The organism is Streptomyces sp. A0592, from assembly GCF_004795115.1.
Taxonomy (GTDB): domain Bacteria; phylum Actinomycetota; class Actinomycetes; order Streptomycetales; family Streptomycetaceae; genus Streptomyces; species Streptomyces erythrochromogenes.
On sequence record NZ_SSBM01000020.1, the window covers coordinates 64,403 to 83,713 of the forward strand.

The 19,311-nt window shown below is 71.4% G+C and carries 20 protein-coding genes and 3 pseudogenes; 6 read left to right on the top strand and 17 right to left on the bottom strand.

Annotation, left to right across the window (positions count from 1 at the left end):
• Positions 1 to 4: 4 nt before the first annotated feature.
• The 7 genes and pseudogenes from nrdR to E6U81_RS25590 all read right to left on the bottom strand — a co-directional run.
• A pseudogene (nrdR, locus tag E6U81_RS25560) lies at positions 5 to 440 on the bottom strand (transcriptional regulator NrdR); the annotation flags it as partial.
• Between the two features lie 81 nt (positions 441 to 521).
• Entirely contained in the window at positions 522 to 1,076 is a 555-nt protein-coding gene (locus E6U81_RS25565; protein ID WP_136232437.1) for an XRE family transcriptional regulator, read from the bottom strand.
• Between the two features lie 96 nt (positions 1,077 to 1,172).
• A complete protein-coding gene (locus E6U81_RS25570) occupies positions 1,173 to 3,335 on the bottom strand; it encodes a helix-turn-helix transcriptional regulator (protein ID WP_136232438.1) in 2,163 nt (720 codons plus the stop codon).
• A 26-nt stretch (positions 3,336 to 3,361) separates the two neighbouring features.
• The gene (locus E6U81_RS25575) at positions 3,362 to 3,766 is read right to left on the bottom strand and encodes a hypothetical protein (protein WP_240804021.1); all 405 of its coding nucleotides are present in this window, start codon (positions 3,764 to 3,766) and stop codon (positions 3,362 to 3,364) included.
• A gap of 178 nt (positions 3,767 to 3,944) precedes the next feature.
• Positions 3,945 to 4,424, bottom strand: coding sequence for a hypothetical protein (locus tag E6U81_RS25580; protein WP_136232439.1), 480 nt, complete (start codon positions 4,422 to 4,424; stop codon positions 3,945 to 3,947).
• 585 nt (positions 4,425 to 5,009) lie between these two features.
• The gene (locus tag E6U81_RS25585) at positions 5,010 to 5,933 is read right to left on the bottom strand and encodes an ATP-binding protein (protein ID WP_136232440.1); all 924 of its coding nucleotides are present in this window, start codon (positions 5,931 to 5,933) and stop codon (positions 5,010 to 5,012) included.
• 209 nt (positions 5,934 to 6,142) lie between these two features.
• Positions 6,143 to 6,523 (bottom strand): hypothetical protein, encoded by a 381-nt coding sequence (locus E6U81_RS25590; protein ID WP_168714738.1) that lies wholly within the window; start codon positions 6,521 to 6,523, stop codon positions 6,143 to 6,145.
• A gap of 639 nt (positions 6,524 to 7,162) precedes the next feature.
• Between E6U81_RS25590 and E6U81_RS25595 the strand changes: the two genes are divergently transcribed.
• From E6U81_RS25595 to E6U81_RS25605, 3 genes are all read left to right on the top strand, one after another.
• Positions 7,163 to 7,432 carry a hypothetical protein gene (locus E6U81_RS25595; protein ID WP_136232442.1) on the top strand — a complete coding sequence of 90 codons (270 nt, stop codon included), beginning with the start codon at positions 7,163 to 7,165 and terminating at the stop codon, positions 7,430 to 7,432.
• Positions 7,429 to 8,376: a helix-turn-helix domain-containing protein gene (locus E6U81_RS25600; protein WP_136232443.1), complete on the top strand. Its 948-nt coding sequence runs from the start codon at positions 7,429 to 7,431 to the stop codon at positions 8,374 to 8,376. Before E6U81_RS25595 ends, E6U81_RS25600 begins: the two co-directional genes overlap by 4 nt.
• Before the next feature lie 653 nt (positions 8,377 to 9,029).
• Positions 9,030 to 9,608, top strand: a complete 579-nt coding sequence (locus tag E6U81_RS25605) for a hypothetical protein (protein ID WP_136232444.1) — start codon at positions 9,030 to 9,032, stop codon at positions 9,606 to 9,608.
• Between the two features lie 608 nt (positions 9,609 to 10,216).
• On the opposite strand, the gene E6U81_RS25620 is transcribed toward E6U81_RS25605, so the two are convergent.
• From E6U81_RS25620 to E6U81_RS40010, 3 genes are all read right to left on the bottom strand, one after another.
• Positions 10,217 to 10,528, bottom strand: coding sequence for a DUF6247 family protein (locus E6U81_RS25620; RefSeq protein WP_136232446.1), 312 nt, complete (start codon positions 10,526 to 10,528; stop codon positions 10,217 to 10,219).
• A gap of 688 nt (positions 10,529 to 11,216) precedes the next feature.
• On the bottom strand, positions 11,217 to 12,011 hold the full coding sequence (locus E6U81_RS25625; protein ID WP_136232447.1) for a hypothetical protein: 795 nt from the start codon (positions 12,009 to 12,011) through the stop codon (positions 11,217 to 11,219).
• A 745-nt stretch (positions 12,012 to 12,756) separates the two neighbouring features.
• Positions 12,757 to 13,281, bottom strand: a complete 525-nt coding sequence (locus E6U81_RS40010; RefSeq protein ID WP_168714732.1) for a hypothetical protein — start codon at positions 13,279 to 13,281, stop codon at positions 12,757 to 12,759.
• Between E6U81_RS40010 and E6U81_RS25630 the strand changes: the two genes are divergently transcribed.
• The gene (locus E6U81_RS25630; protein ID WP_136232448.1) at positions 13,199 to 13,759 is read left to right on the top strand and encodes a hemerythrin domain-containing protein; all 561 of its coding nucleotides are present in this window, start codon (positions 13,199 to 13,201) and stop codon (positions 13,757 to 13,759) included. The genes E6U81_RS40010 and E6U81_RS25630 overlap by 83 nt on opposite strands.
• A gap of 196 nt (positions 13,760 to 13,955) precedes the next feature.
• Entirely contained in the window at positions 13,956 to 14,459 is a 504-nt protein-coding gene (locus tag E6U81_RS25635) for a hypothetical protein (RefSeq protein ID WP_136232449.1), read from the top strand.
• 79 nt (positions 14,460 to 14,538) lie between these two features.
• Here E6U81_RS25635 and E6U81_RS41205 read toward each other — a convergent pair whose 3' ends face one another.
• Together E6U81_RS41205 and E6U81_RS41975 are read right to left on the bottom strand one after the other, a co-directional pair.
• Positions 14,539 to 14,811 carry a hypothetical protein gene (locus tag E6U81_RS41205; RefSeq protein ID WP_240804026.1) on the bottom strand — a complete coding sequence of 91 codons (273 nt, stop codon included), beginning with the start codon at positions 14,809 to 14,811 and terminating at the stop codon, positions 14,539 to 14,541.
• 381 nt (positions 14,812 to 15,192) lie between these two features.
• A pseudogene (locus E6U81_RS41975) lies at positions 15,193 to 15,453 on the bottom strand (DUF4145 domain-containing protein); the annotation flags it as partial.
• On the opposite strand from E6U81_RS41975, the pseudogene E6U81_RS25645 reads away from it, so the two are divergent.
• Positions 15,385 to 15,705: pseudogene (locus tag E6U81_RS25645) on the top strand (integrase core domain-containing protein); the annotation flags it as partial. The pseudogenes E6U81_RS41975 and E6U81_RS25645 overlap by 69 nt on opposite strands.
• A 47-nt stretch (positions 15,706 to 15,752) precedes the next feature.
• Here E6U81_RS25645 and E6U81_RS25650 read toward each other — a convergent pair.
• The 5 genes from E6U81_RS25650 to E6U81_RS25670 form a co-directional block, all read right to left on the bottom strand.
• Entirely contained in the window at positions 15,753 to 16,400 is a 648-nt protein-coding gene (locus E6U81_RS25650; RefSeq protein WP_136232450.1) for a DUF1963 domain-containing protein, read from the bottom strand.
• Positions 16,401 to 16,409: 9 nt separating this feature from the next.
• A complete protein-coding gene (locus E6U81_RS25655) occupies positions 16,410 to 16,616 on the bottom strand; it encodes a hypothetical protein (RefSeq protein ID WP_136232451.1) in 207 nt (68 codons plus the stop codon).
• Between the two features lie 31 nt (positions 16,617 to 16,647).
• Positions 16,648 to 17,484, bottom strand: a complete 837-nt coding sequence (locus E6U81_RS25660) for a hypothetical protein (protein ID WP_136232452.1) — start codon at positions 17,482 to 17,484, stop codon at positions 16,648 to 16,650.
• Positions 17,485 to 17,574: 90 nt separating this feature from the next.
• Positions 17,575 to 18,147 (bottom strand): hypothetical protein, encoded by a 573-nt coding sequence (locus E6U81_RS25665; RefSeq protein ID WP_136232453.1) that lies wholly within the window; start codon positions 18,145 to 18,147, stop codon positions 17,575 to 17,577.
• 468 nt (positions 18,148 to 18,615) lie between these two features.
• Entirely contained in the window at positions 18,616 to 19,056 is a 441-nt protein-coding gene (locus E6U81_RS25670; protein ID WP_136232454.1) for a hypothetical protein, read from the bottom strand.
• Positions 19,057 to 19,311 lie beyond the last annotated feature (255 nt).

The window sequence follows — 19,311 nt, forward strand, 5'->3', positions numbered from 1 at the left end:
GAGGCCGCAGTTCCGCGATGGCGGTCTCGAAGTCTTCGAGGGTGTCGAACGCTTTGTAGACGGACGCGAACCGCAGGTACGCGACCAGGTCGAGCTCCTGCAACGGGCCGAGTATGGCCAGACCCACGTCGTGGGTGGTCAGCTCGGCGCTTCCGGTGGCGCGCACCGCCTCCTCGACCCGCTGGCCGAGCTTGGCGAGGGCGTCCTCGGTGACCGGCCGCCCCTGGCACGCCTTGCGCACGCCCGAGATGACCTTGGTACGACTGAAGGGTTCGGTCACCCCGCTGCGCTTGATCACCATCAGCGAGGCCGTCTCCACCGTCCTGAAACGACGGGAGCAGTCGGGGCACTGACGGCGCCGGCGGATCGACGCACCGTCGTCCGTGGTGCGACTGCCGACGACAGGGGGCTGTCGGGTGCCTGCAGAAGGGGCTGCTCAGCCGCAGGACAGGCGGAAGAGGGTGTTCAGCCCATCGGCTCTCTGCCCGTCGCCGGGCGTACGTCTTACCTGTGCTTCCGGTTCAGAAGGAGACGTCGAAGTAGTCGATGTCGGTGAACTCGACCCGGAGCTGGTCGGCCCGGGTTCCGCCGTCCTTGAAGTAGATCTCCTGCAGTCCCTCGGCGACGATCGCGCGCAGGTCGCGGTCGTCGGCGCCCTGGGTGCGGGCGTCGAACAGGCGTTGGGCGTAGGCGGGCGGGAGGTGGATGGTGAGGCGGCGGACGCGGCCGTCGTCGGTGGTGCCGACGGGGGCGGTGTAGCCGAAGCGGGCGCGGGTCTCGACGGTGATGCCGGTATTGGTGGCGGCCTCCTTGCGGCGGCGGCCGCGGACGACGGGCTGCCAGCGGGCGCGTACGGCCGCCTCGATGCGGTCGGCGACGGGCTTGGGCGGGGTCTTGCGGTCGCCCTTGCGGTAGCGCTCGACCGAGCGCTGGCTGACGCCGAGCTCGGCGGCGACCGCGCTGGTCGTCTTGAGCTTCTTCAGCAGGAAGTTGATCCGGCCCTTCAGAGTCTTGGGCGGGGCCTTGGTGAACGCCTCCTGGTCGGCGCGGACGATGGCGTCCTCGATCTCTCCCACAGCGGTTCAGCTCCTCAGGCAACGGGTCCGGGTAGTGCGGGGTGAGCGGCTGGTCCGGCGTGGCTCCGGCGCGTCGTCGCCGGAGGCCACGGTCGTCTACTCGCCGTCGTCGAGGACGGCGTCGCCGCCCTTGATGTGGCGGGCGGGGTTGAGGCCCTTCTCCATCAGGTCCACCGCCCAGGGCATGTCCTGCACGCCTTCGAGTTTGGCGAGGCCGGGGGTGGGGCCGAGGCGGAAGCCGCCCATCAGCGGCTTGCCCGACGCCGCGTACGGGAGGAAGTCCAGCGGGGAGGCTCCCGGGCTGGGATAGACGACGCAGTCGGAGAGGACCGCGAGGGGGAACAGGCCGGTCAGCTTCACCATGTTGGCGAGCTTGCGGTGCATGTTGACCCGCGCCTTGGAGATGACGGCGGCGCGGATGTCGGGGCGCCAGGTCGGGCGCTGCATCGCGGGCCACGGGTCGCCGTCGCGGTAGGTGCGGCCCTGGGGGCGTTCACGGAGCTTGCCGATCCCGCCCTTGACCGTGGCCTTGATCGCGGCGAGGACGGCGGCCATCGCGGGGTCGGCCTGCTTGTGGTGCTCCATCGCCGCCAGGAACTCGGCGTCAGTGAGATCGGCGGTGACGCCGAGGTCAGCGAGGGTGTCGACGTACGCGGTCTTGAGCCGGTCGTGCCACGGGTCGAGGTAGGCGCCGGTCTCCCGGCGCAGGTAGGCCTCGATCGGGTGAACGTCGTGGCCGAGTTCCTGGGCGTAGGCGAGGGTGTGGGTCTGGTACCACGCAGGGCCGGTCGGTCGGGTGCCGTCGGGGGTGAAGGGGGAGGGCAGGCGCGGGTCGAGGTCGATGTGGGAGAGGTCGGCGAGCCAGGAGCCGGGGATCTTCTTGTTGAACACCGGCCGGTGGAAGTGGTCCGGGGCCGACAGGCCCACCGTCAGCCGGGCGGCGGCCGCGAGGAACGCAGTGTTCAGGTCCAGGCCGACCGCGTACGGCAGCAGGCACTCCTCGTCGGAGAGGAGAGCGGGGTCGCGGACCCACTGGTAGGCCTCCTCGTTCAGGAAGCCGCCCGTCCAGCCGGAGTTCACGACAACGGGGTGTTCGGCGATCGCCTCCGGCGGCGCCGGGTCCAGCGGCTCGGTCCCGAGGCTGCCGGGGTTGTGGCCCGAGACCCAGGTGCCGTTCTCCTGCACGGCCCGGGTGGGCGGGCGCAGCGCGGTCATCAGCTCCAGGCCGGAGACGGCGGTGGAGCCGCGCGGGGTGATGACCCGCCGGGCGTAGACGCCGAGGACGCGGGCGATGTCGGCGGGGTGCATGTCGGCGACACCGGGCCAGGAGCGGGTGTCGAGGGCGTCCCAGGACAGGACCGCGAGCTGCACGCACTGCCGCGCACTCCCCTGCGCTTTGCGGTAGACGCGTGCCCACGGGCCAAAACCGCGCTGGGTGAGCTGCCACTTGGCCTTGGCGACCTGCTTCACGACCGGGTGGTCCTCCGCCAGGCGCAGTGAGCGCCGCTCCTCGCGGCCCTCCAGGCGTTCCGGGAGGCCCAGCTTCACGGCGGCGGAGGCGGTGAGCACGATGAGGGGGTCGGAGTCCTTGCCGCTGCGGTTCAGGCGTGCGGCCCCCAGACCGGAATCCTTCAGCGCCCACTCCACCAGCTCGACCACCGAGGTGGCCGGGCAGTCCAGCACGATGCCGTCCACCGCGTAGGCGTTGCCGTCGCCGTCGAGGACGGCGAGCGGGCCGTGCGGGAACCGGGGATCAGCCGCAGTGGTGGCGGGCTTGGCGGGCTTCTTCGCGGCGGGGCGCCGCAATGTCGCCGCCGGACGGACCGCGGGCTCGGCAACGGTCGGGCTGTTGGGCGGGACTGACGGAGCAGCCGGTGCGGGAGACGGGGTGGCGGGCTCTGGGGTATTCGGGATGTGCTTCTCGGGTGCCGGGAGGGGGCCTGTGGCCGCGACCGGGGGGCGGGGGGTGCCTGCCGGCGCCGTGGAGTGCTGGGCGGGGGCGGGGTAGCGCTGGGCCAGGCCCTCGAGGAGGCGACGGTAGGCCTGGAGGCGTTCGGGTTTCGGCTCGGCGCGTCCTTCTTCCCAGGCCTGGATGCTGGGGATGCGTACGCCGAGGGCCTGGGCCACGGCGGCCTGGGTGAGGCCGGCCGCTTCCCGCAGACGGATCCGTTCCGCAGGGGCGGGGAGGAGGTGGCCGGCCTCGACGGCGGCGAGGAGCGCGTCGACCGCGGCGAGGGGGTCGGAAGGCTGGCTGCTCATGGGAAAGGGGTGTCTCCTGCCTGGTCTTACCGGATGCCCTGGCGGATCTCTTCGAGGCGGGTCACCAGGCGCTGGTAGCGCTGGGATGCGGCCTGGGACGACTTCATCCCCTGATGGCCGGCGACCTCCCGCCACTCCATCCCCCGACGCCGGGCTTCGATGACGACCTGCACCTCCAGCCGGTCGAGCGCGGCACGCATGTCCTCGAACAAGCTCAGAGCGGCGGCAACATCCTCGTCCGAGGCCTTGGGGTGGCCGGTTTCGCCACTCCCGGTTGTGCTGGCCAGCAGTCGGTTCAGGAAGGCGACATCCTGCTGCAGGCCCTCCGTCAGCGCACAAGCGGTGGGCGGAAGCGACGCGGAAGCGTCCTCGGCCGATGGCTGGCCGGCGAGGGGCCGGCGGCGGGCGGTGGTCTCGGTGTCATCCGGCATGACACCACCCTACCCCCATGCGCAATGAAACAACGTCCTGTTGTTTCATTGCGCATGGCCGGTGAGTGGTTCGGTTGGCGGGCGGAGCGGGCTGTCTTCCCGTTGACGGTGCGGGCCGACGCCCCCAAGTGCCCCGTGGGCCGGGACCCCTTTCGGCGCACGAGGCAGTCGGGGGCCCTCAGCGGTCGGCGTCGGGCAGGCCGGGCTCCGGTGGGGCGGGCCTGGGCGGGTGCAGGCGAAGCATCTCGGTGTACCCGGTGATGGTGCGGTGGTCGCAGTGGCGCAGCAGGTGGGCCAGGCTTTCGCCGGGTTCGCCGTGGTGCACGAGGATCAGCTCGGCGTCGGTCGTGAGGTGCAGGTGGATCAGGTCCGCCCACAGGCCCTCACCGAGCCGGTGGGCGCGCAGCACGGTGATGCGGCATCGGGGTCGACGGGTCAGGGCGGTGTGGACGGTGCGGTGCTGTTTGTCCATGGGCTGCGAGCCGGCGCTGCGGGCGCGGGTCTCCCGGCCGAGGGTGTGGAGGATGTCCTGCCACAGGAAGCGGCTGCGCGGGGCGACGGTGGGGTGGACGACGAAGCGCCCGTTCGGCGGGTGGTGGGCGGCCAGGGCGGCGTGGGTGAAGCGCTTGTCGTCGTGCCGGTCCACGACCACGCTCACCGGTGGCCGGCCTCCTGTTGCCAGGCTGCCGCGGGGCGGGCAACGCCGCGAAACGGTCGGCCCGCACGCCAGCACGTCCACACCGACCTCGCCCAAGGCGTTGATCGGATCCATCAACCCCACCGCAGTACACCCCTCACATCGAGGCCTCGCCCGGGACGCCCGCCCTCGTGCCAGACTCAGCGGAAGCATGACGCGTGGCAAGCGACCCGTGAGAGTTCAGACGGTCGTGCCCCAGCGGCTGGAGGCCCACCGGAGTACGTCGCGGTTCACTCGCGGCGGCCTGTCCCGCCTCGGGTGGGTGCCGGGCTCCGACGGAGCCGCCGGAGGGTCGGTTACAGGCGGGCGGGCGGTGCTTGTCGTGGGTGGGGCGGGCCGGTACATGGAGCGCAGTTCGGTGGGTGCCCGTGGCAGTCTCGATGGCTCCAGACGCCACCCTTTGACGGCCGCTCTTCTTCTCACCGGCCCCTTGCCTGAACACGCTGGCCTGACAGCTGGTCTCTGACACCCAGCGGGGCCAGGCCCAAAACGGGGTACCGGCAGGTCCCCACGGGTGCAGAGCGACCCGGTGTTGCAACGGGTCACTCAGATACCTCCGAGCCGGCGGCATGCCGTCTCGACCAACGCGCTGCCGGAGTGCGCGAGGGGGTCGGTCAGGACTGCATCGATGACGTGGGCGGTGATCTGCGCGAAGGTCCGGAAGTTGCCTCGAGCGCAGCGTTCGTCGGCCCGGGCGATGTTCTGTGGCGGCACCTTGCGCCAGAGCGGGTGGAAGACGGGGAGAACGGCCTGGGCCTGGGCGGGGGTGAGCGGCGGGATGTGCCGACGGGTCAGGATGCGGGAGGCGAGCTCCGGTATCCGCTGGAGGGCTCGGGTGCTTCCCGTTCCGGCCAGGACGAGGGTGGTGGATGCGCCAGGGTCGGCTGCGAGGCGGCACAGGTATTCCAGGGCGGGCGGCGACAGGCGCTGAACGTCGTCGCACACCAGCACGTGCGGGCTGCGCAACGCGATCGCCAGAGCCTGATCGGTGGCGTTGAACCGATTGGCGGAGCGCACCTCGAGGGCGAGCGCTTCGGCGATCGCGTGGCGCAGCTGGGAGATTGTGGCGCCCACGGGTATCGGGACCCGGCACACGTTCGGGCCGGGCGGCAGGAGGGAGAGGGCGTACTGCAGGGCGACGGTCTTGCCGGCCCCCGGGGCTCCGTCGATGTTCATCACGCCGCCGGCGGCCACGACGTGCCGCAGGGCGGAGGCGGTCTGTTTCAGGGCTTCGGTGACCACCACGTCTGCTTCGGGGATCAGCGTGTCCGCGCCCGCTGCGGCACAGTCGGGGCCGGCTCGGAAGGGGTGGTCGCCCTCGCAGGGGCAACGGCGGGCCCGGTACAGGGGTGTGGACAGGTCGGCGGCAGGGCGGGGACCTGGCTTCCGGCCGCGGGTCAGATCGTGTTCGGCTGCCAGCAGGGCGTCCATACGGGCCCACGTCGTCTCGTCCCAGGCGGGGGCCTTCAACAACCATCCCGCGCGGGCGGGAGCGGTCCGGGGCGGGGGTTCATCCCGGGCCTGCCACAGCCAACGCGTCACCGTGCTCACCGGTACACGGGCAAGGCTGGCCGCGGCCTGGCGGTGCGGGCCCAGCCGAGAGATCGCACTCGGAGATGACGATCACAGAGGATCGCCGGCGGTCCCCGTGCCCCAGAACGTGCGCCGCGCCTCGGGCTCTAACTGCGCTTCCGGAGGAAACGTGTCCAGCGTGATGAATTTTCTTCGGGTGGGGTGGGCGAGTCCAGTTCGCGCTGGACTACCGGGTGTGGGGACCAGGTGATGTCGCGGACGCAGCCGCCAGGGATGCCCAGGGCCTCGACGAGCGCCGCGAGGGAGGCCTCGTCGTCGGTGTGCCGGCGGTCGAGCCACACGGTGACACCCGTGTCCTCCACGTCGGTGAACTGGCTCAGAACGAAAAAGCGCCCGCCCAGCCGGAACATGGCGACATCCACTTCCCCCAGGTCTTCCCAGCTCTGCTCCACGTTCAGCACCAGCCTGTCGGCGTACGCCTGCATGGGCGGTGGAAGTACACCGATCGGCCGGTGGGAGAGGGCCATCGAGTCCCATATCCCGTACTGCAACGCGGGATTCGGGTTTCCCCCTTGGTACTCGGGCGCAGGCCGCCAGTCAGGTTCCGGGGCGGGCACCGCAACCGGCTCCCATCTCTTCGGCTGCCGCGATCCGGCCGACTCGCCTCCTGCGGCTTCGCGCCCGCTCATCTCTGCCCTCCCCCTTGACGCACTCCTGGACCGACATCCTCCCAGGTGGTGGCAACCGCCCCTGTCCACGGAACCCGTTAGAGGCGGGCCTGTGACAGTGCGCTCGTGCGGATCAGCGCACTCACGCCGGTGCCACTCCAACACCAGCCCCACGGCGGCGCCGTGCTCCTCGCACCAGGAGATGGGGACCAGGCCACTGCAGTCGTGGCGAACACCGCACGCAGGCCCCCGCGGTGACCCGATCGCGAGCCCCGGACGGTGGCGGAGTGGCCACGGACCGCTCCCCGGGGCGGGACGGAACCTTCTCGTTTGTGCCATCTGGCCTGCATAAACGTGAACAACTAAGAATCCACGTCGGTCGCAGCGGGAACGGTTAGCGGCTCGCGTCCGCGGCCCTCGAACTGCCACGATCAGCGCATGCGCCGGGCCCGCCCCGGCGCCGTCCGAGCAACCCAACTCCCGCACGGAGGGACCCGTATGTCCACTTCCCCGCCTGTCCGTCCGCCCGCCCCCGCGCCGGGCGCGCCCGCCAGCGCCCTGGAGCCGATCGCCTCCGCGCGCCTCGGCGCGGCCGAGGCCGCCATCGTCATCGCCGCGATCACCGCGGTGACCGTCCTCACCGCCCTCGAACGCCCCGTCCCTACCGTCCTGGCCTTCCTCGCCGCGGCCACCATGCTCCTTCTCCTGCCTGGCCGCGCCCCACGCCTGCTCTCCGCGCTCGCCGAACTCTTCGGCGGCCGCCAGTGAACCGCACGCCTGACCGCGCCCCCCGTGCCCGTCTGGTCGCCGAGCCGGTCGAACTCGCCACCCTGCGCGGATGGCTGCGCGGGAAGAAGGCGGCCGCGGCGGTGGCGGCGAGAGCCGAGGGGAAGCGCGCCACATTCCAGTACCTCGCTGACCGGGCCTCCGCGGGCGGCAACCAGTACGCGGTCTCGGCCTGCACCCTGCGCCAGGCCCTCGACGGCCGCCTCCCCACCCTGCGCACCGCCCTGGCCTTCACCTACGGCGCCGGCGGCGACGAGAAGGACCTGAAGAATGCCGAGCGGCTGTGGGACGCGGCCCGTCGCGCCGTCAACGGGCCGGCCGTCCGCTGCGCGCCGCCCGTCCTCGGCCGGTTCACCACCCAAGCCGGACTCGTCCGCGCCATGAACCGCCTACGCGCAGCCGCCCCATATCCCAGTCTGCGCGCCCTCACCGAACAGGCGGGGCCCGGCCTCTCCCGCAGCACCATCCACCGCATCCTCACCGGCCGGCAGATGCCCACCACGGCGCAACTGACTGCGTTCGCCACCGCCTGCCACGCCAGTGAGGAGGCCACAGACACACTCCTGGCCGGACACCGGCGGATACTCGCCGGTCCGCAGCCGTACATCTTCTACCCGTGCGCGTACGCCGAGCTCGCCGAGGAACGGCGCCAGCGCGACGAGGCTGCCCGGCCCTGGCTCGCCGAGCCGGAACTCGACTGGTACCAGCAGCAGCTACGCGACGAGGAGGAAGCCGACTTCCAGCGCCAGATCGACGAAGCCGAAGCCCACCTCGACGAGCTCCAGACCGACACGTGGCGCGGCCTGGACGGTGGAGCCGTACGCGACGACCCGGACGCCGACCTCGCCAAACGTGCTCAGCCGGTCTACGACACATGGATCGGCCGAGGCACGACATCACGCCAGCCCGGCACAGGTCAGCCATGAACGCTGTTCAGGCCCAGAACCGCAAACCACGGGTCTCGGCAAGGGGTGGGGCTTGGGGCAGCCCGAGGACCGGTCCGCGCCCGAAGCATGCAGAACCAGGCCGCCCGCGAGCGGCGGATCTGGATCCCCGCCCCGCTCCACACCAGGCCAACCACGACAAGCAGCAGGCAGGTGCCGCGTGACCACCCACACCCCAAGGACCCCGCCCAACCCCCCGGCTCCGGGAGCACCGAACAGCACCCCGTCCGAGGGACCCCCCACCGGCACGAAGGTCATGGCGCTTCTGTTCTGCTTCGTCTGCGCTGCCCTCGCTGCAGTGATCGCCTTGTCCATCGCCCGTCACTACGGAGCAGACTCCCTCATCGCGATCGGCTGGGGCGCGGGCACGTTCGTCGGTGCCTTCTACCTGGTGCAGAACATCTTGGAGAAGTTCGGCCAGCTGTGAGGGCCCTTAGCGCCGTCCTTTCGGGCGGCCGCCCCGAGCCGGACACCCGGACAGGGTGTCGGGCTGGCCGGCCCCAAGGACGAACTCGTCGTCTGCCGCGCTGGCACCCTGACCGCCACGTAGGTCACGGAACGGCCAATACCGGCCCGTCGCCAGCACCGACCGTCGCATGATGCCCCCTCAGCCACACCGTGACCTTGGGGGGTCCATGCGCGTCCGCACCACCGCCGTCCTCGCCACCAGCCTCGCTGTGCTGCCGCTCACCGCCTGCAGCAGCCCCGACGGCAAGCCCGAGGCCAGCCCGGCCGTCGCCGCCCCATCCTCGGCGCCGCCCAGCGCCTCCCCCAGCCCCAGCCGGACTGCCCCGCTGACGTTCGGCCAGTCCCTGACCACCAACGCCGCGGAAGACGGCTCCGTCGCCACCGCCACGGTCATCGGCTACCAGCAGGGCGTCAAAGCGCAGCAGAGCGCCGACACGGAGAATGGCACCGACGGCTACGTCTGGGCCGCCTTGGAGCTGAAGGTGTGCAGCACCAAGGGCACCATCCACACCAGCCGGTTCCCCTGGATCCTCTCCTACCCCGACGGCGTCCGCATCGAGCCCAGCGGCACTACGTTCGGCGACTTCCCCAAACCCGAGTACCCCATCGAGGCCACGGTGAAGGAAGGCGACTGCGTCCGAGGGAAGACCGTCTACGCGGTCCCCTCCGCCCAGCACCCCACCAAGATCCTTTACACGACCAAGCTCCTCGCCGAGCCCGCCGAATGGGCCGTACCCACAGCCTGACGGAAAGGCCCGCCCGTGCCCGCCAGTCCACGAAGGGCCACGGAACCGACCGGGGCCAGCCAGCCGAGCCGCACCATCTGATCGAAGTCGCAACGGCGGACGCCCAGGCGCACCACGGCCTGGTCTGGGCCGAGGGGCACGTGCCGGTCCTGGAGGGTGGCCAGGTCGTCACGGCTCGGGCGGCACCGGAAATCGCGGCGCCGATGAGGGCAATAACGACCTTGGAAAAGCACTTCGCCATCAGGCCAGTGCGGCATCCCTCCGCAAGATCCGCCCGAAACGGGAGCCGAGATCGGTGCAGCGGATCCCACCGCCCGGGCGCCACATCGGCCGCACCCCGTCAGCGCTCAGCCGAGCCAGACGATGCCCAGGACGGACAGCCGCCGAGTCAGCCGGTTCACCACATAGACGACCGAGAGCTGGCCCACGGACGCGGCGCGGACGTCCTCGCCCTCCGGATCGCCGGCGTTCCACTGGGGCCAACCCCCACGGGGAGCCCACCGCGATGTCCAGGACGTCGCGGACCGTCTCCCGGGCCGGCTCGGGGAGCTCGGCAAAGGTCTTCGCGGCCTGCGGGGACAGGCGCACCGCCCACGGCTGTTCTCCGGTCACGGGCGGCCGCCCAGGATGTCGTCCAGGTCCACGAAGTCGGAGTCGTCCCGGCCGGAGTCCATGAAGGCATCAACGTCCGGGGCCGCAGCCACGCGCAGCTGCCAGGTGCGCACTACCTCGTGCAGCGGGGTGAGGCTGAAGGCATGGCGGGCGTCTTCCAGGGCCTTGGCCCAGTCCCGCTCGAACGCCGGCACCCACTGCTCGGCACGGCGGTCCGCCCGGAGCTGGGCCAGGAGTTCGGCCGGCGCACCGGGCGCGGGCGCGTACGGGGCCGCGGGGGCGGGGGTGTGGTCGGGCTGGGCGCTCATCGGCTCCTCCTCGGCGGGGTGCTCCCCGCCACGGTAGAACGCCGTGGCCCAGGCCGGGGAGGTTCAGACGGATACCGCAGCCCGGGCCCGCCTGCCGCCACGCGACGGGCGCGGCAGCAAGCGGAAGGGAACAGCACCTTCACGCCGGGGGCTTCGCGGCCTCCGTGCGCGTCCGCCCGATCACCGGGCCGTCGTGAGGTTCAGTGGCCGGGACAGGCCGGTGCAGCGGATCCCGCCGCCGGGGTGCCACTCCAACACCGGTCCCACCGCGGCGCCGTGCTCGGCACACCGGGAGACAGGAACCACCCCGCCGCAGTCGTGTCGCGCGCACACGCAGCCGTCCCCCGGGGCCGCGTACGGCACCCCGTGGCGGACCACCCGCCCGCCGGCCCCGGCCCGGCGGTGCCGCGCACGCGGGCCGGCCAGGCCAGCGTCAGGCGCAGGCCTCCGCCGCCCGACCTAAACCGCTCGATCACCCGGACCTCCCCCAGCACCGCCAACGGCGGCGTACCCGGAACAGTCAGCCGGCTCACCGAGGCGCCGCTGGTCCTGGCCGACGACGCCGGAGGGGAGGACGAGTTGTCCGGCTGGTCCACCGATGCAGACGCCGACGAGCTCGCCGCCCTGACGGCGGGGACGGGGTGCGGGTCATCGAGCCGGAACCGGAACGTACGGCGCCCTTCACCCGTCACGACCAGCGAGGCCGCCGGCATCGCCACCGGCACCCCGATCTTGTCGTGGGCCAGCAGCCACACGACCACCGCCGCCCGGTCGAACTGCGGGTGCACATCCGTACCGCCGGCCGGGTCGCCGGCACGACCGGGGTGAGGGCGGCGAGCGGGGAGCGGCGCCCCGCGGAGACCGCGCGCACCGCTCGCCAGTCGACCGCGGGGCGGGTGACGGGGAGCAGGGCGATGTCCTCGGCGGAGTAGAGCGGGACGGTGGTGATGCCGCCGTGGTGTTTGTAGTCGATGTCGACGGAGCCGACCGGGGTGACCCAGCCGAGGCGGACGACCTGGTCGAAGTCGACGCGGCGGACGCCGAGGCGGACCGCGGCCTGGTCCGGGCCCAGGGGAACGTGCCGGTCGAGAAGGACCGGCAGGTCCCGGCGGCGGGCGAGCGTGTTCACCTGGTCGGGGTGGACGTCGGGGAACGCGACCTCGCCACCGAGGTAGACCAGCAGACCGGCACGGACCAGATGTCCGACCGCGGAGGCGGTCACCCGCGGCCGGCACCGCAACGGCTCCCCCAAGGCCTCCGTCAGCCGGTCCGCCGCCCACCCCGCACCGGCCGGCCCGCGCAGTGCCGCGCGCACGGCCTCCGGGTCGGCGGCCTCCACCACCGCACGCGACCACCGACCCGGCCCGGCATCCGCCGGCGGGACCAGACCCGAACCCGTCGCCCACCGCCACGCCGCCACCGGCACCCGCAACCGGCCCGCCGCCTCGGACTCGCCGAACACCTCACGCACCTCACGCACCACGGAACACACCCCGATCCACACCACAACGACCCGACCACCGGACCGCGCCCGAAACATGCCGAAAGATTCTGTTTCCTGTCAATAGACATAATTTCAGGGCAAGTTGGAGGCACACCGCACAAGCCGCCTACGCGTACGCGAGGGCCGAATTCACCCCTGCGAGGGACTCCAGCGAGGCCGCGGACGCTCTGCCGGAGAGCCGGTACCGGGCATGCGAAAGGGCCGTCACCCAAGGGGTGGCGGCCCGGAAAGCCGATGTCGGACTACGGGTAGCCGAAAGCTGAGAGACCGAAGATCGCGTACGCGCCCACCTTGACCAGCCGACCCGGTGACCTGCGCGTTCCCGGACACCTCCCCGGTCTTCCCCGCGGCTCCCCGCCCGCTCCCTGTGCTTCGGGAACGCGGAGGACACGGGTCCACTGTCAGTGCCTCCGGCTAGCGTTCCCGACGTTGGGCCGGCCTGGCACCGCATCACGGTACGACGCGGCCATGGGGGGTGGCTCAGAAGAGTGCGCCGAGTCAAGCTCCGCGACCTCGTGCAGCTCCAACCCCACCCCCCTTCCCAACCGTCAGCCTTCCGATCCGTAGCTCTAGCCAGACTGGTCAGCAACCCGCCAACGCCCTGGGCAGCGGTAGCGCGCGCTATAGCACCGCTGCCGCATCGCAGGATGCCTGCCGAGCATGGAACGACACGAGTCGATGCGGCTGATGGCCGGCGACGACGCGACATCCAAGCCTGGTGCTGTTACCTGCTCTGTGCGGTCAGGAGCAGCATCAAGGCCTTGGAGCGGGTGGTCCCGAGCCCGACGGCCACCGTCTCGGCGGACACCCCGTCGTCCGCCAGAGCGCCCGCCGCCTCCCGCCCGACACGGGCGGCGATCCGCCCCAGCATCCCGACGGCGCGCAGCGCGGCCAGTGGTGTGTCCGCGGTCGTGGTGGTCAGCTGCTCGGTGAGCTGGACCAGGAGGGCGGCCAGGGGCTCGGGCAGTGGGGCCGCGGTGTCGCGGATGAGGGACAGGTGGGCTTTCCAGTCCGCGACCGTGCTGTCGCGGCTGCGCTGTGGCTTGGCGGGCCGGATCCCTCCGTGCGGGTGAGAGGTGTTGTACGGCCGGGCGGCCGGAGGCGTGGCGGGGAACCGATCGGATCGGGCCGGATCGGCCCACCCCGAACACGCAATGGAGGCAGATGTGGGACACGGCGGGAATGTGATCGACGAGCTGATGGCCGACCACCGGGAGGTGGAGGAGATGTTCAGCCGTGTGCAGGCCATGACCGGCGCCGGGCAGGAGCTCCGGGGTCTCATCGACGAGATCACCATCGAGCTGGTGCGGCACTCGGTCGCCGAGGAGCAGTACCTCTACCCGGCGGTGCGCGAGTTCGTCCCGGGCGGTGACCGGATGGCGGACAAGGAGATCGAGGATCACGGCCGCGTCGAGAAGATCCTCAAGCAGCTGGAGAAGATGGACACCGACGACGCGCAGATCAGCCCGCTCCTGCAGCAGCTCATGGACGAGGTCGCCTCACACGTCCAGGACGAGGAAAGCAACCTCTTCCCGATGCTGCAGCGAGCCTGCACCCCGCAGCAGCTGGATGATCTCGGTGACAAGATCCGCCGCGCTAAGACCATGGCGCCCACCCGCCCCCACCCCGCGGCGCCGAGCACCCCCACGGCCAGCAAGCTCCTCGCGCCGGGCGCCGGCCTGGTGGACCGGGCGCGCGACTTCGTAACGGGCCGCGGCAAGTCCTGACATCCGCACGGGGTGACGGGCGCGCACGCAGGTACGTGTGCGGGCCCGCCGCCCCGGGCGGACGGTGACGTGCGTCATGCCGCACCGTCGTTGCTTCCGGTTAGCCTGGTCGCCCACGAGCGGAGCGGCGCAGCTTCGCGCCGCAGCTCGCGGGCCCGGTACAGGCCAAGGCGAGCACCCCTTTGAGGAAGCCGCCGTGTCCGCCGATCTCGCACCCTTCATAGCCGCCGGCACCCGCTGGCTGCTGACCGCCTTCCCACCGGCCCCGGGTGCATTCAGCGGGGTGCTGGCCGAGGCCCAGGCCCGCCAGGCCGTCACCCTGGCCGCAACCCTGCGGTACCCGACACCGCTCGACGCACAGCTGCTGCACCTGCTCGGTCCCGGCGGAAGCACCCGCCTGGACTGGCTGACAGGCGCCGATCACGGCACGGACGCCGACGCCGAGTGGCGGACCTGGGTGGACGAAACCGTCGTCAGCTGGGCCGCCTGCCTCCTCGCCACCCCCAGCCTCGCCGTCGACGCCCACCGCCTCGTCGATCGCGCCCAGGCCGGCGAGCTCACCCGCCTCACACACCCCGGGGACCACGAGCACGAGGCCGCACCCCTGCTGCGCCATCCCGACCTGCTTGAGCCGGTCGCGGCCCTCCACCGGGCGCAGCTGATGGAGATGCTGGACAACGACAGCGCCGCTCTGGGTTAGGGCGGTGGCGGTGTGCGCGGCTGCCCGCGCGGTGCACGACACATAGCGCGACGCCCCCGCTGTCTGCTGCCGAGCGGTATCAGCCTCCGACGCGTCCGGCCTGTACCTGGCGGCCTTCGTCGGTAACGACCACGACGGGCACACCGTCGGGGATCTGTCCCTGGAGGTCGGCAAGGAGCGCCTCGACCGGGGGCAGGTCACCCGGCGTGCGGACCTGGTTGTAGAGGGTCAGTGACCGCGCACTGACGCTGACGACGGACGCGCCGGGCGAGGCGGCCAGCCACTCGTCGGCGCTGTTCGTGGCGCGCGTGGTCCACGGCTGTACGAGAACGGTGGCCGCCGTGTTCGCCACCAGCAGCACCGCCCACCGCACCGAACAGCAGGGCGAGCGCCAGGTAAGTCCTGCGCGCGGCGCCCGTTTCCTGCCGGCGGTCGGCAGTCGCGTAGCCCAGCCCGCCGAAGACCACCATGCCGGCGAACACCATGGCCAGGAGATTGGACACGAACAGGACGAAGGATCCCAGGGCCAGCCACCATGCGGTCTGCCCGAGGCAGACGCAGGTCCTCGTCTAGGGGACGGCTGCTTAGCGGCGGCGCGCCGAGCTGCTCGCTGCTGCGCCATGGCGGCTCGCTGTGCCGGCTGCACGTAGAGCACCAGAACGGCTTCGTCGATGAGGTCCGCGATGTCTGCGAGCTCCTCAGCCGAGTAGGCGAGCGCATCGTGCGCCGAGTCGTTCCCCACGAACCGGGCTTCGTGGAAGGCATACACGATCTCCTGAGGGACACCCATCCCGGACAAAGCCAAGATCTTCTGGGCAAGGTTGCTGCCCGTGGCTCCCTTCTCCTTCACGATCTGCTCGACGGTGGCGCGGTAGCCGATCCCAGCCAGATGGCCGTGGCAGCCCGTGACGGCTGGGTCCGCAGCGTCGTCTTTCACACCGACAGGGGCGCCCAGTACAGTGCGGCCGCCATCGCCGAGGTCTGCCGCCGCCACGGCATCCGTCGCAGCATGGGACAGGTCGGCTCGAGTTACGACAACGCTCTCGCCGAGTCGTTCTTCCAGGGCCTCAAGCGCGAGTTGCTCCACGGACGCCGCTGGACCTTGATGGCACAGACCCGGCTCGAGTCTTTCCTCTGGCTGTCGTACTACAACCGGCGCCGCCGCCACTCCGCACTCGGCCACCTCACACCGGCCGAGTTCGAACAGCAACTGATCACGTCACGTACTCTGTCACTCGCCGTATGAAACCCGGACTCCCGGGGATCAGCCTCAATCTCCGGCTGACCCCGTCCTCAGTCCGTGAGGAAGGCTCCCTCACGACAAGGGCGGCAGACGAAGACGTAGCCCAGCTGACCGCCGAGGTTCATCGCGGTCTCCCGGGATATCCCCTCCTCCAGGTGTGCCGCGAACTCCATGGTGCCGGTGCAGGAGGGACACACGGGCAGGCGGTCGTCCTCAAGGTAGGAGGGGCTGCCTCCGAGTGACCCAAGCACTTCGCGCTGCTCCCCGAATCGTTCTTCGGGTTCCCGCTTCCATCCCGAGCGGGCAAGGTCGTAGGCGTCGGGCTCGATCCCTTCCTCGTCGCAGGCATCTTCGGGGTCGATCGTCACGACGTGGGTGCGGATGGCCGAGGCGGCCGGCAGCAGCGTCAGTCCAGCCTCGGGTACGGCCACCGGCCGCAGTTCCTCCCGGGGAAACAGATAGACCCTGTTCGCGCTGGAGCTCGCGTCCCAGAACTCACACGCCCCGGGGTCGTTCTGGCACAGGAACACCGACAGGACACCGTCCTCGACGGGGAGATGGGCGAAGAACTGAAGCGGCCCCCCGCAACCGCACAGGGGCCAGGCGAAGCCAGCAGGAGCCAGCGGCACGCCCCCGGTTCGCAGGACGTCGGAATCGGCCGGTGCGGAGCCGTCGTAGATCATCAGCGCTGTCTGCATGGCGAGAGGCTACTGGCCGCCTGTGACAGGCCCGAGGGGACAAGGCCGCCGCAGGCCCTGGGCGGGCCCGCTGGCGGCGATGTTGAACAGGTAACGGCCGAGGAAGTTGATACGCGCGGTCTTCAGCGGGGACAGGCGGGCCGTGTCCTCCCCCAGGCGGCCGGAGCCGGCCTCGGGGTCGGGGACGCGACGGTGCCGGCCGTCACCGCTGCTCACTGGGGCTGGAGTGGAGAGGGAACGGCTACGGCTACAGCCCTGATCCGCCGGACAGGACCTGGGCGCCGCCGACGCGCGGGGTCCTCGACACCTTGATGAGCGCCGGCTGGGTGACGCCTGTCGCGCGGAGAGCGTCGATGAGGATCTCAGTGACCCAGGTGGCGCAGTCCATCGACCACTCTCGGGCGGTGCAGCGGAAGGACTGCCCGTACCGGAGGTGGCCCGTTTCCGTCTCCCCGGCCAGGGGCAGCGCCAGCCCGGACTCCGGGGTGGCGTCGTCGGACGGCTCAGGCTCGATGGTGAGTTGCCCGTACGAGCTCTCACGGGCGGCCGCGAGGATCTCGGGCATCCGACCTGGGAGGTCGGCGGTCTTCGTGCCGGCGACCGAGACGGTGAACCCGGCTGAGCCGACGGGATCGGCGAGGGCGAACCACTCGGCGGCCACGGCCAGGTCGGCGCGGGCGTCCTGTGCCTCGTACAAGGGGGCTACGGTGTGCAGGCCGGTGAGGCGGAAGCCGCCGACGCGGTGGAGGGCGTCGCCGAGGACTGTGGCCATCGGGAGCACGGGCAGGCGCTGCCCCGGCGGTGCGTCGGCGACATCGACCTGGAGCCAGGCGAGTTGGCGCACCCTCTCCTCCGCGCCCGTCCGACGGTCGCGCCCCTCCTGTCCCCAGTCGCCACCAGCGTCGTTGTGGCCCCAGCGCACGCCGTGCGGCCCTGCGGCGTGGAAGGAGCTCCAGCCGTAGGCGACCGTGCGCCTGACCGCGAGTGCGAAGACGTCCTGGGTCTCGGCGTCCACCCACGGGTGCAGGGCGAGTACGCCGTGGACCCCCATGACCATGGGCGCGGGAATGGAGGCTTCCGGCACGGCGCTCTCCTCGGGCTCGATGGGGCGGTGTCCTGCCCCCGATCGCAGGGGCAGAACACCGAGGTTGCGTCAGAACGACATGTCAGGGCGTCAGAACGCGCCGCACCACAGCTTCTGGGTCTTGGTGACGGCCTTCTCCGGCGAGTCGTTGACGCCGATGATGTCCACGTCGATCCGGCTGCGCCACTGCACCTGCATGACGCGGTTCGTGCAGACCTTGCGGGCGGCGGCGCGGTTGGCGCTGCCGGTACCGGAGTACACCGTCTTGCTGCCGGTGGCGACGGTCTTCCACTTGTTGTCGCGGTAGTCCAGTGCCTGGAGCTCGATGGTGACCTTGGCCTTGGTGCCGGGACCGCTGATCTTGACCCACCAACCGTGCCCGGACGCGGCGGCCGGGGCCGTGCTGGATATGTGGACGTTGTCGCCGTTGGTGTAGAAGACGCCGGCGCTCGGAGCGCCCTGCGGCTGCGAGACCGCGGCGGAGTCAGGGCCCTCTTCGCCGAAGGTGGCCCCCTCCTCGGAAAGGTCGGCGGGCGTGAGGGGCTCGGAGACGAAGCCCGCGTCCGCCAGCCCGTCGAGTTCGGCGGCGTGGACGGGCGCGGCGGTGGACAGGCCGAGAATGATCGCGGACGAGACCGCGGCAGCGGCTGCGAACGTGCGCATGGTGGTGGATCCCCCTGTGGGCAGAGCCGCCCGAGGCGAGCTCTCATGTACTGGTCGCCCGCCACCCTACAGACCGAAGGGACGGCGTACGCAGGTGATTTCCGCCCCGTGGATCACGGCGGGCCGGGGTCGGCGCTCATGGCGATGGCGCATCCTGAAGGAGTGCCGAGAGCAGTCCAACAGGGTGGCTGTTCGCATGTAGTTGCTTCTGGGGGCTGGGGCGGCCTGGGCGTCCGGCGAGCCAGGGCGGTCGTCCACGCGGCGGCCGCCTCCCGCAGCGGCGGGCGGCTGTGTGGCAAGCCGCCAGGGAGGCGGGGCGGTTTGCACAGAACCTGAAGCAGGTCGGGCGAGGGCGGTATCGCTGGTCGCACGGGGCCGGGGGAAGGGTGATGCGGCTGGCCTGTGCGGCCAGGGCAGTGTGGGCAGGCCTCTGGGGCTGCGGGGAGATGCGAGGCGGCGGCGGGCGGTTCACGGGGCGGAGCGTAAGTCGTCCTGGTCCTTGAGGACGGTGACCTGGTCGCCGTCGGCTGTGTACGAGACCACGCCGCTCCACCGACCGTCCCCGCCGCGCCGCCACTCGGTGAGCAGACCGGGCAGCCACCGGCCGTTCTCACGGACCAGGCAGGGCTTGGCGGTGCGGGACGGCCTGTAAGCGGGGAAGCAGGGGATGCAGGCGCCGCGGCCCTGTGCCATGGCATCGGCGAGTGCGGAACGGGTGGGCTGATGGACGTCCCGACCGAAGCGTGCGGCGCGGGTTTGGCCGTCGGCGAGAGCTTCGCAGGCCACCGTCCGGTGAAAGACGGAGCCGCCGCGGGTGGTCCAGACGTAGGCGGTAAGCCCGTGCGGCACCGGCTTGCAGTGCCCGCACTGGCCGACTATCAGTCCATGGTCGCAGCGCTGGTCGCTCATTCCTGCATCGTGCCCCGGCAGCTGCCGGAGATCAATGACTGCTCGTCAGCCCATCGTCCCTTGGCGAACGGGTGGGGCGGCCGCATGCGGAGGTCCGGATGCTTCTTGGGGGGCCGGCGACACCGCCCGGGCAGCCAACCGCAACCTCACCCGTGCCCTGAACCAACGTGGATGACGGTGCCCGGAGCCGGACTCTGACCCGGCACTTCCGCATTTACAGGGCCAGAGTCCGGAGGTCCAGGCCCCCACGTACCC